The 12998-nt window shown below is 66.3% G+C and carries 16 protein-coding genes; 8 read left to right on the top strand and 8 right to left on the bottom strand.

Features of this window, described 5'->3' with window-relative positions; translation table 11 throughout:
- Positions 1-277: 277 nt before the first annotated feature.
- Entirely contained in the window at positions 278-628 is a 351-nt protein-coding gene (locus NTU39_RS21870; RefSeq protein ID WP_057380591.1) for a DUF2958 domain-containing protein, read from the bottom strand.
- Positions 629-868: 240 nt separating this feature from the next.
- Between NTU39_RS21870 and NTU39_RS21865 the strand changes: the two genes are divergently transcribed.
- Positions 869-1174, top strand: coding sequence for a helix-turn-helix domain-containing protein (locus NTU39_RS21865; RefSeq protein ID WP_041110964.1), 306 nt, complete (start codon positions 869-871; stop codon positions 1172-1174).
- Between the two features lie 63 nt (positions 1175-1237).
- Here the strand turns inward: NTU39_RS21865 and NTU39_RS21860 are convergent, their stop codons facing one another.
- Entirely contained in the window at positions 1238-1552 is a 315-nt protein-coding gene (locus tag NTU39_RS21860; protein WP_057380592.1) for a DUF736 domain-containing protein, read from the bottom strand.
- Between the two features lie 816 nt (positions 1553-2368).
- On the opposite strand from NTU39_RS21860, the gene NTU39_RS21855 reads away from it, so the two are divergent.
- Complete coding sequence (locus tag NTU39_RS21855; protein WP_130561448.1) at positions 2369-2887, top strand: GNAT family N-acetyltransferase; 519 nt, start codon at positions 2369-2371, stop codon at positions 2885-2887.
- Positions 2888-3018: 131 nt separating this feature from the next.
- Here NTU39_RS21855 and NTU39_RS21850 read toward each other — a convergent pair whose 3' ends face one another.
- From NTU39_RS21850 to radC, 6 genes are all read right to left on the bottom strand, one after another.
- Positions 3019-3228, bottom strand: a complete 210-nt coding sequence (locus NTU39_RS21850; protein WP_057380594.1) for a hypothetical protein — start codon at positions 3226-3228, stop codon at positions 3019-3021.
- Between the two features lie 62 nt (positions 3229-3290).
- Complete coding sequence (locus NTU39_RS21845) at positions 3291-5339, bottom strand: ParB/RepB/Spo0J family partition protein (RefSeq protein WP_257958547.1); 2049 nt, start codon at positions 5337-5339, stop codon at positions 3291-3293.
- A 78-nt stretch (positions 5340-5417) separates the two neighbouring features.
- Complete coding sequence (locus NTU39_RS21840; protein WP_057386264.1) at positions 5418-6242, bottom strand: DUF932 domain-containing protein; 825 nt, start codon at positions 6240-6242, stop codon at positions 5418-5420.
- Positions 6243-6950: 708 nt separating this feature from the next.
- Positions 6951-7229 carry a hypothetical protein gene (locus NTU39_RS21835; protein WP_057386265.1) on the bottom strand — a complete coding sequence of 93 codons (279 nt, stop codon included), beginning with the start codon at positions 7227-7229 and terminating at the stop codon, positions 6951-6953.
- 72 nt (positions 7230-7301) lie between these two features.
- Positions 7302-7652: a DUF2958 domain-containing protein gene (locus NTU39_RS21830; protein ID WP_130561451.1), complete on the bottom strand. Its 351-nt coding sequence runs from the start codon at positions 7650-7652 to the stop codon at positions 7302-7304.
- 295 nt (positions 7653-7947) lie between these two features.
- Positions 7948-8454, bottom strand: a complete 507-nt coding sequence (gene radC, locus NTU39_RS21825) for a RadC family protein (RefSeq protein ID WP_130561452.1) — start codon at positions 8452-8454, stop codon at positions 7948-7950.
- A 382-nt stretch (positions 8455-8836) separates the two neighbouring features.
- Between radC and NTU39_RS21820 the strand changes: the two genes are divergently transcribed.
- The 6 genes from NTU39_RS21820 to arsC are packed head-to-tail and all read left to right on the top strand — an operon-like array spanning position 8837 to position 12930.
- Positions 8837-9166, top strand: a complete 330-nt coding sequence (locus NTU39_RS21820; RefSeq protein ID WP_057380616.1) for an ArsR/SmtB family transcription factor — start codon at positions 8837-8839, stop codon at positions 9164-9166.
- Positions 9167-9178: 12 nt separating this feature from the next.
- The gene (locus tag NTU39_RS21815; RefSeq protein WP_057380596.1) at positions 9179-9631 is read left to right on the top strand and encodes an ArsI/CadI family heavy metal resistance metalloenzyme; all 453 of its coding nucleotides are present in this window, start codon (positions 9179-9181) and stop codon (positions 9629-9631) included.
- Between the two features lie 12 nt (positions 9632-9643).
- On the top strand, positions 9644-10141 hold the full coding sequence (locus NTU39_RS21810) for an arsenate reductase ArsC (RefSeq protein ID WP_057380597.1): 498 nt from the start codon (positions 9644-9646) through the stop codon (positions 10139-10141).
- A gap of 10 nt (positions 10142-10151) precedes the next feature.
- Positions 10152-11234, top strand: coding sequence for an ACR3 family arsenite efflux transporter (gene arsB, locus NTU39_RS21805; RefSeq protein ID WP_057380598.1), 1083 nt, complete (start codon positions 10152-10154; stop codon positions 11232-11234).
- Positions 11235-11242: 8 nt separating this feature from the next.
- The gene (locus NTU39_RS21800) at positions 11243-12538 is read left to right on the top strand and encodes a hypothetical protein (protein ID WP_257958546.1); all 1296 of its coding nucleotides are present in this window, start codon (positions 11243-11245) and stop codon (positions 12536-12538) included.
- Complete coding sequence (arsC, locus tag NTU39_RS21795; protein WP_057380600.1) at positions 12535-12930, top strand: arsenate reductase (glutaredoxin); 396 nt, start codon at positions 12535-12537, stop codon at positions 12928-12930. The genes NTU39_RS21800 and arsC overlap by 4 nt, the downstream gene beginning before the upstream one ends.
- Positions 12931-12998 lie beyond the last annotated feature (68 nt).

Below are 12998 nucleotides of genomic sequence, written 5' to 3'. Positions count from 1 at the left end.
CACGGAAGAACTACGCGCTACATCGCCTTCGTCGGAACGTCAGGGGTGAAAACAGCGGATGGGGCTATCAAGACCGATTGGCTCCGATGTGTTGCGGTATTCGTCTCAATGCTGCGGCGGCAGCGCCCCGACCGAGGGCACCGCACAAGCCAGCCTGCCGCAGCCCGCGTCAAGCATCCTGTCTATTTGGATCAGATTGGTAGGGCTTCGCCGCAAGAATCTCGATTGAGACCTACCCGGTATGACACCAGACTGAAAAAGTCACAGTAGGCCGTATTCAGTCCGGGATCGCTCCGTCGCGCTCGGCCAGCCGGGTGTATTCCGACAGCGTGCGCGTGGGGCGGAAATAGAGGTCGCGCATCACGGGCTGCTGGCGCGGCCCGACGATGCCAGCCAGGTCGGATAGCTTGACGGTGCCCTGCGCCGGCATCCCGATTCCCAGGTCGATGAGGCCCCAGGCGGTGTCGCCATCGGCGGGATCGAGCGCGGCCAGCAGCCAGGTCACATGCGCGTCCGGCGTGAACAGCCGCACCACGGGCACGGGGTCGATGGCCCGGCCAGCGGCGCGGGCCGCGCCGTTGGCGAGCAGTTGCGCGCGCTCCGGGGCGGTGGCGAGTGGCTGGGGCATGGTCGGCAATCCCACAAATCCAATGATGCACGGATGCGGTTTCACGCCCAAGCGCAGAACCGCCGAACCGGATTTACGCCTTCGTGCGCAAGCACGGATGCGCCTGCGTGGCTTTGCTGGAATCCGCCGATGCGGATTTCCGTAAAGGCACAAAAACGTAGAGCACCAAATGAACACTATAGATTGTAGTCCTATAGGGCGCAATGGGCTGTCATCTTGGTTTTTCGAGGGAAACCATAGGTGGCGGCTGGGAACTCATTGGCGAAGGCGTTGAAGATAGTTAGAAAGGCGCGTGGCTTGAGCCAGGAAGCCTTCTCTGACGTGTCCAGCCGCACCTATATGAGCACCCTCGAACGCGACCTCAAAAGCCCGACCCTGCACAAGCTGGCCGAGCTGTGCGAGGTGATGGAGATTCACCCGCTCACGCTGCTGACGCTCGCCTACGCGGGCGACAGCCCGCACAAGGCCGACGAGCTGCTGGCGCAGGTGCGCCAGGAGCTGGAGGCGGTGTTGAAGGAACGCGACGCGGCGAAGCCGCGCGCGTGACGTGGTGATGTGCTGCGAACAGCAGCACAGTGCCCCGCCGCGATGGGCGGGGCGCTGCGGCGGTTACGCCGCCTGGGGCTTGCTGCGCGACCAGATCAGGTCGTGCGTGCCGTCCTCGCCTTCGATCAGGCGGGCATAGACCGGAGCCGGGAACGAAGGATCGTCGAGGGTCACGGACTTGTATTCCCGCCCGGCCTCGCTGGTCTTGTTCCACGCCGCGCCGATGTCGTGGCCGGCGGCCTGGAGGCGGAAGTCGGGGGCGTTCTCGCTGCTGCCCTTGTCGTTGGGAACCAGCTTGACCTTGACGTTGAGCGTCAGGGTGCGAAGCGTGCCGGTGAAGCCCTCTTTGTCGGTGGTGAAGGTGCCGATGTTGGCCATGATGCTTTCTCCTTTCGGTTGAACAAGGTTCGCGCCCATCGCGTCCTTGTTGTGATCCGGCCGGCGAGGGACGGGCGGGCTGCACCGCTTGCGGTCGCAACGCAGTGGAGAGCCGGGAGGCGAAAAGAATTTGCTGCGCGAGGAAGCCGCGCAGCGGCGGGGAAATTGTTTTCGCCGGACGGTTGCAGCCATGAAGCCCGAGGCGCAGCCGTGCCACCGCCAGGATTCACAACGAGACAAGGACGCCTTGGGCCGAACCGCTCCGAAAGGAGATGGGGCCGACTCGGCATCCCCGCCCGAAGGCTTCTCCGGCTCGCCCACTGACGCGGGCCAGGTCAACCACCCAATGAAAGGCGAGAAAGCCCCGGCCGCACCTTGCGGCGCCGGTCTTGAGGCGTGGCGTGGAAGCTCCATAGCGATGCCGGGCGGGTTGTCCGTGAACCGTCCTTCGTGACGTGATGGGCAGGAACCGCCAGCGTTGAGGGCAGCACGCATCCGCACAACCTGCCGCAGCAAGCGCCAGCGTGTTTGCCAGCGTTGCGACCATCGCGGCGGGGCGCTGGTCGGGCCGATCCGGCGCAGCCGGTTCGGCCGCATCGAGGGGCGCCAAGCTGCGCGCGGCGGGGATAGCCCGCAGGGCTTTCCCTTGGAGGCAAGCGAAGCGCGCAGCGCCGCAGGCGCGAAGGCGTAAGGGATTGAAGCCGAATGGCCGTGATTCGGCACGAAGCACGGGGCGCAGCCCGAAAGCCCGGCGGCGCTGCGCGCCGACACGCCCAAGCCGTTCTATATTTTCAGGAAGGAATCCAAGACAAGCCCATGACCCTCCAGCTACGACACGAAGCCCCGGACGACATCGCTGCCATCGAAGCCGTCACGACGGCCGCTTTCGCCGATGCGCCTCACACCAGCCACACCGAGCAATTCATCGTGCGTGCCTTGCGTGCAGCCAATGAACTGACGCTTTCCATCGTGGCCGAGGAACATGGGCAGATCGTCGGCCACGTCGCATTGTCCCTCGTCACGATCACCGACGACCAAGGGCGAAAGGCGGATGGCTGGTACGAGTTGGGGCCGATCTCCGTCTTGCCGCAAAGGCAAGGGCACGGCATCGGCTCGCGCCTGATGGAACAGGCGCTGTCTGAACTGCGGGCGATGCGGGCCGCTGGTTGTGTGCTGCTGGGCGATCCCGCGTACTACGGGCGCTTTGGTTTTCAGGCCCATGCGGGCCTGCAACTGCCGGGCGTGCCGCCCGGCTACTTTATTGCGCTGGCCCTGCATGGGCCAGCGCCGGAAGGCATCGCGCGCTACAGCGATGCCTTCAACGCCGCCGCCTGAGCCACCGCGAAGGCGGCGGCGTTCTGATTCGACTGTTGGCCTTGAACACCGGGCGCGGCCACTGCCGCGCCCGGATTTTTGCGTTTCACCGCGCCCAGGACGGAACGGCCTGGGCGCGGTACTGAACGCGGTTAATCCTTCGTCTCGATGAGCCACCACACGGCACGCGGCAAGGCGCGGCCCGTGATGGGGTGAATGTCGGTGAGGTCTGCGCGGGCCGACCAGCCCGAGGGCGGGCGGTAGCCGCGCACGTCGCCGTCGCCGTGCCAGCGGCGGACGCGCACCGTGCCGGGGGCGTAGATCGCCGCCATGCGCGGGCGGCTGGTGGTGGTGCGGGTCATGGGGGCTTCTCCTTGCAGCGAAGCGCCCCGGTCGAGGCCGGGGCGCTTGCCTTCGGCGCGGGTCAAGCGGCCAGCGCCTCTGCGGGTTCATCCGCCACGGCATCGGCATCCTCCGGGGCGTCCTGCGCCTGCGTTTCCGCCGGCGCAGCTTCCGGGCCTTCGGCCTTGAAGATGGCGGGCATCCAGCCCGTGCCATCGGCCAGCCGTTCGGCTTCGCTGGCAATGTCGGCCTTCTTCAACTTCGCCAGTCGGGTGACGGATTCCGGTGCAAACGCGGCCACGGCATCCAGAATCACGGCCTTGGAAATGTGCTTGAAGTAGCCTTCTGCGGTCGGCTTCCACCATGCGGCCATGTCGAGGCCCACGGCCTGCGCCAGTTCCTCGCCGGGTTGCTGCACCGTGGCGCGAGGCGTCACCACGTCCACCGTGGAAGCCACGCACACGGCCAGCAGCCGCACCAGTTCGTCTTGCGATTTCGCCAGCAGCACGGCGAACAGTTCGGCGCTGTCCTCCGGCAAGGCTTCACCGGCCACCTGTTGCAGTTCGCGCAGCGCCACGGCGGCGGGCGATTCCGGCCAGTCCGGGGCCATGCCTTCCAGTCGGTCTTGCGTCGTGAGGCGCACGCCGAGCGGCAGGCCATCGCCGTAGGCGTCGGGCTGCAAGACGGTCTGCACCATGCCATGCACCAGCGCGGCCAGCGCGACGTGCGGATGCCGTGCGACTTCGATTTGCAGCGCCGCCGTGCGGTGGGCGCTCAACCGCTGCGCCAGCCGGTCGGACAGGCTCGCGGCTTTGGGCGCGTCGTCGGCGTCCTCGTGCTCGTCGTTGGCGGCTTCGCCTTCGGCACTGCCGAAACCGCGCCGCAGCTTTTCCAGCGTGCGCAGCGCCTTGGCCTCGGCTTCGCGCAGCAGGCCGCGATGAATGACGGCCTCGCCGTTGCGGTCGATGGTGACGATGGCACCGGCCACCTCGCGCACCTCGGGGGCATAGCCCTGCAAGGCATCCTCCGCGTCTTGCAGTTCCCCGACCACCTGATCGCGCCGCTGTTCCAGCTTCTCGGCCTTGGCCTCGTCCTCGGCGTCGCAGGCTTCTTCCAGTTCGGCGTCGATCTTTTCGAGGCGGGTTTCCAGCGAGGCGATGCGGCGGGCTTCGCGGGTGGTCGGCTCGCGACGATGGCGCGGGGCGTTCTGGAACGCCTGCCGTTCCTCGTAGGCCAGATGCGGCACGGCCTCCACCCATGCCCACCCCTCGGCGCGCACGTCCTCGGCCAGCGTTGCAAGCTTGTCGCGCACCAGCGTTTCCAGCACTGCGGTATCGGTGAGGTAGGTTCCGGCATCGCCTTCTGCGAACAGGTCGCGGCGGATGCCACCGCCTGCCTGCTGGTAGGTATCCAGCCCGACGAAGCGCACCAGCGCGTGCGTGGCGTCGATTTCGCGCTCGGTCAGGCGCTCGCGCAGCTTGGACGGGCTGCGCTGCCATTCCGGCGCACCATAGAACGCGGCTTCCTGCGCGGCGTGGTCGTCGGTGATGGTCAAGGCCATCAACTGTTCCAGCGTCACACCACCGGCCCGGTAGTCGGCCATCAGGCGCGGCGATACGTTCGCCAGCTTCAAGCGGCGCTGCACCACCAGCGGGGACACGCCGAAGTCGGCGGCAATGTCTTCGACGGGCCGGCCTTCCTTGACCAGCGCGGCGAAGGCCGCGAACTGGTCGGCGGGGTGCATGTTCTCGCGCTGCACGTTCTCCGCGAGGCTGACGGTGCGCGCGGACGCATCGGCCACCAGCAGGCACGGCACTTCGTAGTCGGCGGGGATGCGCTTCTTCTTCGCCAGCAGCTTCAAGGCGGTCAGGCGGCGGTCGCCTGCCACCACTTCGTAAGCCTCGCCATCGGTGGAAAGGATGACGATCAGGTTTTGCAGCAGGCCGATGCGGGCAATGCTCGCGGCCAGTTCGGGGATGGACTGGCGCGGGGTCGTGCGGACGTTGCGCTTGGAGCGGCGCGGCAACAGTTGCGACAGCGGAACCAAGATCAGGTTCTTGGTCGGGTCTGCCACTTCCAGCGGTGCGGCGGCTTCGATGGCGACGGTTTCGGTTTTGAGTACGGCGTTCATGGTGATAACTCCTTGCGGTTGGGATGCAGCAGCGAGAGAAGCGGCAAGGGCTGCTGCCTGCCCCTGCCGCGTGGGGATTCAGGCTTTCAACTGGCGCAGGCCATCGGCCAGCAGCCACAGGGCGCGATTGAGGCGCACGCTTTGGTCGATGCCCTGTACGGGCCGGGTGGTCTGGCGGCGGCCATTCGCGGCGCGGGCGGACAGGCCGCCTTTGGTCAAGTTCTCCTGCGTGCGGTTGAACACGCTCCACAGGTCGCGGCGGTCGTCGTCGTGGCGGCGCGGCATCAGGATTTGCGATTCCGTGATGGGCGCGGGCTTGTCCTCGTCGTACTTCAACGCCAGCGCAGCGCGGGCGAACACTTCCGATTCCCCGGCGTCGAGCGTGATGGCGCGCATAGCATCGCGGGATTCCTGCGCCCGGTCGAAGCCGTGCAGGACTTCGTAAGCGCCTTCGATGACGTGTCCGGCTACGTCGCCCTTGTGCGGCACGCGCACGTCGGCCACGGTGTCGCCGCAGACAAGCCCATTGCTGCAAACGAAGCGGAACATCCCGGCCAGCATCTGATAGCTGCTGGTGCCGTCATGGGAGTTCAGCAGGATGATTTCGTTGGCCTCGCGGCCGTTGATCTGGCTGGCGTGGCGCAGCCGGATCATGTGCTTGGTGTAGTCGCGGCGGTCGTCGTGGCGCACGCGGGTCTGCGTCACCATGAAAGGCTCGAAGCCTTCCCCGCGCAGTTCTTGCAACACCGTGGCAGTGGGGATGTAGCTGTACCGCTCGGAGCGGCTTTCGTGCGGGGCGTCCGCGAAGATGGACGGGGCCACGGCCCGGATTTGGTCGTCGGACAAGGGGCGTTCCGAACGCAGCATCGGGGAACGGGAAGCGAAGCGGGATGCGAGTTGCATGGCATTTCTCCTGACAAAGAAAAAAGGTTTGCTGTTCACCGCACACCGGATTCCTAGATTCGGAGCCCAGCCTTTCGGCTGTTTGGTGCGGTCGGCACGAGGAACCCGGTTGGCCCTGTTGCCACCGTCTTTCCTGAGTTCATCGCCCGCGACGGTCAGGAGCGCGCGAACGAGGGCCGTCAAGGAGGCAAGCGCAGGGTTGGTGCGGCCCGCAGGCGCAGCCGAGGACACGGCCCTGCGCGCCTTGACGGCACACGGCCGCGGGCTACAGTCGCGGACAAGGTGATGAAGTCAGGGGAGACGGCTGGACATGGCAACGGCCCTCCAACACGCTGACCGCACGGCAAGCGAAGCGCGCAGGCCCGAAGCTGGAAGCCGGGCCGGAGGCGTCAGCCGAGCGGAGCGAGGGAACGATGGAAGCCCGGAAGGGGCGAGACGCCGCAGGCGGCTCGATGCGCAGCGCGCACGACAGCGCGACCGGCCATGTTTCTTGGCCGGGGACGCACAGCCTTCAATGCTCGATGCACAAGCTCATGCGCCGGTCATGGGGAAGCGTGTTCGACAGCGACTGCTGCGGTCTGGCCGATCCGGCGCAGCCGGTTCGGCGGTCTTTGAGGGGCGCCAAGCACCGCGCGGCGGGGATAGCCCGCAGGGCTTTCCCCTGGAGGCAAGCAAAGCGCGCAGCGCCCCGCAAGGGGCGCGTAGGCATCACGCCGAGTCGTCAGGGCGCAGGCTGGATTCCAATACCGGCATCCACGGCGATGACGAGTCCAGCAGGTAGCGCGCACCGCGCGCGTACAGACCCGACAGCCCGGTGGGCTGGTAGAACCCGGTGACGCGGCGGCGGAACTGTGCGCCGTACTCGTTGGTGTAGATCACCGCGTCGCCGATCTTGAAGCGCAAGGGCTGGCCGTTCTCCGGCGCGAACGGTTTGAGCGCATCGTGCTGCGCGGTGATTTCGATGATGTAGTCGTGATGGCTGCTCATGGCATGGATCTCCTTCGATGGTCGAGAAAGCACAAAGCACAAGGAGCGCCTTGCGGCGCTCCCAAGGCCAGGTCAGACAGCGATCCGCCCGGCCAGCCGCGCATCGCGCGCATAGACGCTCAACCGCTTCTCGGCGCGGAAAGACAGGTCGCGCTCGATCGGCAGGCCCAGCCCGCCGCGCACCGTCGCCAGCTCGCCCAGGCTGACCCAGCCGATTTCCGGCGCCCCCAGGCCCAGGTCGCAAAGACCAAAGGCGTGGTCGTGGTCGTCGGGATCAATCTCGGTCAGCAGCCAGGTCGCGCCGGCGTCCGGCGTGAACAGCTTGACCACGGGGGCCGGATCGAAGTCCGGGTTCTCCAACGATTCGCGGCCGTTGGCCAGCAGCACGACGCGCTGCTCGTCAGTAATGAGTGCGTTGTTCATGGTGAACTCCTGAAAGGATGCCGGGCGGAATTGCCCGACCCTTCCGGGGCACGGCGCAGCGCAAGCAGTCAGGGGTCGCAGACGGCCGCCAGGACGCAAGCGCGCATGGCGCGCATGGCGCGCGCCGCCCTTGACGGCGAGAACGCCGTGGCACGATGAAGGGAACAGCAAGACCGCCTCCCTCGCACCTCCACGCAGTCCCGTTTTCGGCAAGTGCGCAGCACGCGTAGGCCCGCGAGGGCCGGAGTTGCGCCGCCGGGCGCAGCAAAAAAAAGGGGGCCGAAGCCCCCAAGGGTCAAAGCAGGCCGCGCTCGGCGAATGACGTGGTACGGCTTCCCGCGACGATGATGTGATCCAACGTGCGAACGTCCACCAGCGCCAGCGCCTGCCGAAGCTGCGAGGTCAGCGCCTTATCGGCCGCGCTCGGCTCGGGGTTCCCGCTCGGATGGTTGTGCGAAACGATGACCGCCGCCGCATTGAGTCGCAGCGCCTGCTTCACTACCTCGCGCGGATGCACCTCGGCGGCGTCGATCGTGCCGTGGAACATCTCCACGTAGTCGATCAGCCGATGGCGCGTGTCGAGGAACAACACCGCGAAGACTTCGTGCTCGAAGCCGGCCAGCTTGGCGCGCAGGTAGTCCTTCACCGCCTCCGGCGACGTGAACGTCGCGCCACGCTGCATCTTCTGTTCGATGACCTGGCGTGCGGCTTCCAGAATCTGGTCGGCGTCCGCCGGCCGATAGCGCCCACGGCCATCGCGCACCATCAGCGGGGTATCGAGAGAGAGGGTCAGTTGCGACATGATCGTGCTCCGGTTGCTCGGGCGGAATTGCCCGGAACCGGCGCCAGCACGGCGCAGCGCAAGCAGTCAGGGGTCGCAGACGGCCGCCAGGACGCAAGCGCGCATGGCGCGCGCCGCCCTTGACGGCGAGAACGCCGTGATACGGTGAAGGGAACAGCAAGACCGCCCACACCCGCCCACTGCACACAGTCGGCTTTTGGGGCAAGCGGAGCGCGCAGGCCCGAGAGGGCCGGAGGCGTCAGGGGTCAAAGCCGAATGGCCGCGATTCGGCACGAAGCGCGGGGCGTAGCCCGCGAACCCGACGGCGGCACGCCGGGACGCCATGAGGTTCTGTTTGCTAGCTCCTTGCACAATGATTCAATAAATGTTGTATTATCGAACCATGAACGAAGATCAAGCCGTTTCCGCACTTGGTGCCCTGGCCCATACCCAGCGCCTGCGCGTGTTCCGCGCCCTGGTCGTCGCCGGCCCCGAAGGGCTGACGCCCAGCGTCCTCGCCGACCAGCTCGACGTGGCCCGCAACTCTTTGTCCTTTCACTTGAAGGAACTGGCCCACGCCGGCCTCGTCACCATCGAGCAGCAAGGCCGCAACCTGATCTACCGCGCCGACTTCGCGCAGATGAACAGCCTGCTCGGCTATATGACCGAGCACTGCTGCCAGGGCAGCGCCTGCGAAGTCACCGAGTCCTCCTCCGCCTGCAAGTCCTGCTGAAAGGAAATCCCCATGAAACGCTTTCACGTCCACCTCCACGTCGATGACCTGAACCGCAGCATCGGCTTCTACTCCCAACTGTTCGCTGCACAACCCACGCGCATCGAAGACGACTACGCGAAGTGGATGCTTGAAGACCCGCCAGTCAACTTCGCTGTCTCCACGCGCGGCAGCAAGCCAGGCATCGACCACTTGGGCATCCAGACCGACGATGCCGAGGAACTGGCTGCGCTGAAGGCCCGTGCGCAGGCCGCCGACATGACGCTGCTGGACGAAGGCACTACGACTTGCTGCTACGCGCGCAGCGAGAAGCACTGGATCACCGACCCGCAGGGCGTGGCTTGGGAACACTTCCACACGCTGGGCAACATCCCCGTCTTCAACGAAGCACCCCAGCCCGTACCCGGTGCCGCTGCGGCGTGCTGCGCGCCACGCGCTGCGAAATCGACTACTTCCTGCTGCTGACGCGAGGCGCATATGACGACAGAACCTACCTACAACGCCTTGTTCCTCTGCACGGGCAATTCGGCCCGGTCGATCCTCGCCGAAGGCATCCTCAACGCCTTGGGCCAAGGGCGCTTTCGCGCCTATTCGGCGGGCAGTCATCCGAAAGGCGAAGTGCATCCCTTGGCGCTCGCCACGCTGGAGCGCCTGCACCTGCCGGCGACCGGCTACCGCAGCAAGAGCTGGGACGAGTTCGTGGCGCCGGGTGCGCCGTTGTTCGACTTCATCTTCACCGTCTGCGACAACGCCGCTGGCGAGGCTTGCCCGCTGTGGCCGGGTAAGCCGGTATCGGCCCATTGGGGCGTGCCCGACCCGGCGGCCGTCGACGAAACGGAGGAACAGCAGCGCAAGGCGTTCACGGACGCCGCGATCACCCTGCGCCGGCGCATCGAGCTGTTCCTGTCGCTGCCCCTGAAAAGCCTTGATGCCATGTCCTTGCAGCGCGAGCTGCGCGACATTGGCCACCAGTGAGGCCCGCGCGATGACCGCAGGAACCGATACCGCCGGCCGCGCGCCGGTGGCGCCCGCCATGAGCGTCTTCGAGCGTTACCTGACCGTGTGGGTGCTGCTATGCATCGTCGCCGGCATCGCCCTGGGCCAGCTTGCGCCCGGCGTGTTCCAGGCCATCGGCCGCATGGAAGTGGCCCAGGTCAATCTGCCGGTGGGCCTGCTGATCTGGATCATGGTGATTCCGATGCTGCTCAAGGTGGACTTCGGCGCGCTGGGCCAGGTCAGGCAGCATTGGCGCGGCATCGGCGTCACGCTGTTCGTCAATTGGGCGGTCAAGCCGTTCTCGATGGCGCTGCTGGCGTGGATATTCATCCGTCAGGTCTTCGCCGAATGGCTGCCGGCCGACCAGCTCGACAGCTACGTGGCCGGCCTGATCCTGCTGGCCGCCGCGCCCTGCACGGCGATGGTGTTCGTCTGGAGCCGGCTGACTGGCGGCGATCCGGTGTTCACGCTGTCGCAAGTGGCCTTGAACGACACCATCATGGTTTTCGCCTTCGCGCCCATCGTCGGCCTGCTGCTGGGCCTGTCGGCCATCACGGTGCCGTGGGACACGCTGCTGGTGTCGGTGGTGCTCTACATCGTCATCCCGGTCATCATCGCGCAGCTCTGGCGCCGCGCGCTTCTGCGCCGGGGCCAGGCCGCGTTCGATCGGGCCTTGGAGCGCATCGGCCCGCTGTCCATTGCGGCGCTGCTGCTGACGCTGGTATTGCTGTTCGCTTTCCAGGGCCAGGCCATCCTGCAACAGCCGCTGGTCATCGCCATGTTGGCGGTGCCCATTCTGATCCAAGTGTTCTTCAATTCTGGCCTGGCTTACTGGCTCAACCGCAAGGTGGGCGAGAAGCACAACATCGCCTGTCCTTCGGCGCTGATCGGCGCGAGCAACTTCTTCGAGCTGGCCGTGGCGGCGGCTATCAGCCTGTTCGGCTTCCATTCCGGCGCGGCGCTGGCCACCGTGGTCGGAGTGCTGATCGAGGTGCCGGTGATGCTGCTGGTCGTGCGCGTGGTCAACCGATCGCGCGGTTGGTATGAACGCGAGCAGTCCGCGGCACGATGAAAGCGGCCATGAACCTCGCCGAACAGCTCAATCTTTCCTGTGCATGTCGCACGCTCGATGCAACACGGCTGCACCAAAGCCTGCCCACGTCGCTGGCCGACAGCCATCCCCACTTGTTTTCGGAAACGGCGGTGTTCATCGACATGCCAACCCTCAACGCCATCGCCCAGGCCGTGGCGACGCTGGAGCGTGTCACCTGCCTGCCGGGCTATCGGCAGGCGGTGGTGGAACGCGCGCACGGCACGGACACGCTGGCGCCGGACTTCGGCCCATCTGGCGTGTTCATGGGGTACGACTTCCACCTGGGAGCGGACGGCCCGCGTCTCATCGAGATCAACACCAATGCGGGCGGCGCGCTGCTTAGTGCCGCGCTGGCCGGGGCGCAGAACACCTGCTGCGCGGCGATGGAGCAGTGGCTGGGCCGTGCCGACCTCACGCAAGCCTTCATCGACATGTTCCGCGCCGAATGGCGGGCACAGCGGGGTGTGCAGTCCTGGCGCACGGCGGTCGTGGTCGATGACGATCCGCAGCAGCAGTACCTCGCCCCCGAGTTCGAGCTTGTCCGGCGGCTGTTCGAGCATCATGGCGTCCGGGCTATCGTGGCCGACCCGCGCGAACTCCAATGGCGCGACGGTGCCTTGTGGCACCCGGCGCTTCCCGCCGATTTGCCAATCGACATGGTTTACAACCGGCTCACCGACTTCGACTTGTCGGAGTCTTCGCATGCGGCGCTGCGCAGCGCCTATCAGGTGGGCGCGGTGGTGCTGACGCCGCACCCACGAGCGCACGCTATGCACGCAGACAAGCGCAATCTGATCTGGCTGGGGGATGACGTACAGATGGCCCGCTGGGGTGCCGGCGAGGCCGACCGTGCCGTGCTGCGCGCGGTGGTTCCCGCCGCCCAAGCTGTCCTGCCGGCCAATGCGGAAGTCCTCTGGCGCGAGCGGCGTCAATGGTTCTTCAAGCCGATGGCGGGCTACGGGGGCAAGGCCGCCTATCGGGGCGACAAGCTGACGCGCAAGACATGGGAGCACATCACTGCCGGCGGCTTCGTCGCCCAGGCGCTGGTGCCGCCCAGCGAGCGCATGGTCACAGTCGATGATGTGCCGATGCGGCTCAAAGTGGACATGCGGGCCTATGCCTATCGGGGACGTGTCCTGCTGCTGGCGGCACGCACCTATGCCGGCCAGACCACCAACTTGCGGACGCCCGGCGGCGGGTTCGCGCCCGTGCTGGTTTTGCCATTTGGTGATGCGGCGCAAGCGAACGATTCTTCCATCACGGTTCAGAAGATGCTGGCATGAGTGACATCACGATCTACCACAACCCGGATTGCGGCACGTCGCGCAATACGCTGGCGCTGATCCGCGCCAGCGGCATCGCGCCCACGGTCATCGAGTATCTGAAGACGCCGCCCGACCGCGAAACCCTAAAGGCGCTGATCGCACGGATGGGCATGCACGTGCGGGACGTGCTGCGCGTCAAGGGCACGCCTTACAAGGAACTCGGGCTGGATGCCGTCCATTGGAGCGACGACGAATTGATCGACCAGATGCTGGCGCACCCGATCCTCATCAATCGACCCATCGTGGTTTCGCCCCTGGGCGTGCGCCTGTGCCGCCCCTCGGACATGGTGATCGAACTGCTGCCACAGCGGCCGGCGGGCGAGATTGGGGTTCAGCCGACATACGTGTAAAAATGGCTCACAAGATTGGTTTTCATCCGATGAATCAGTGAGTTAGCGGATATTTTCTGGCGGCAAGA

Origin of the sequence: Pandoraea commovens (assembly GCF_024704525.1) — a bacterium.
GTDB classification, from domain to species: domain Bacteria; phylum Pseudomonadota; class Gammaproteobacteria; order Burkholderiales; family Burkholderiaceae; genus Pandoraea; species Pandoraea commovens.
Note: the sequence above shows the minus strand (reverse complement) of the source record. Positions and strands in the feature narration are given on the sequence as shown.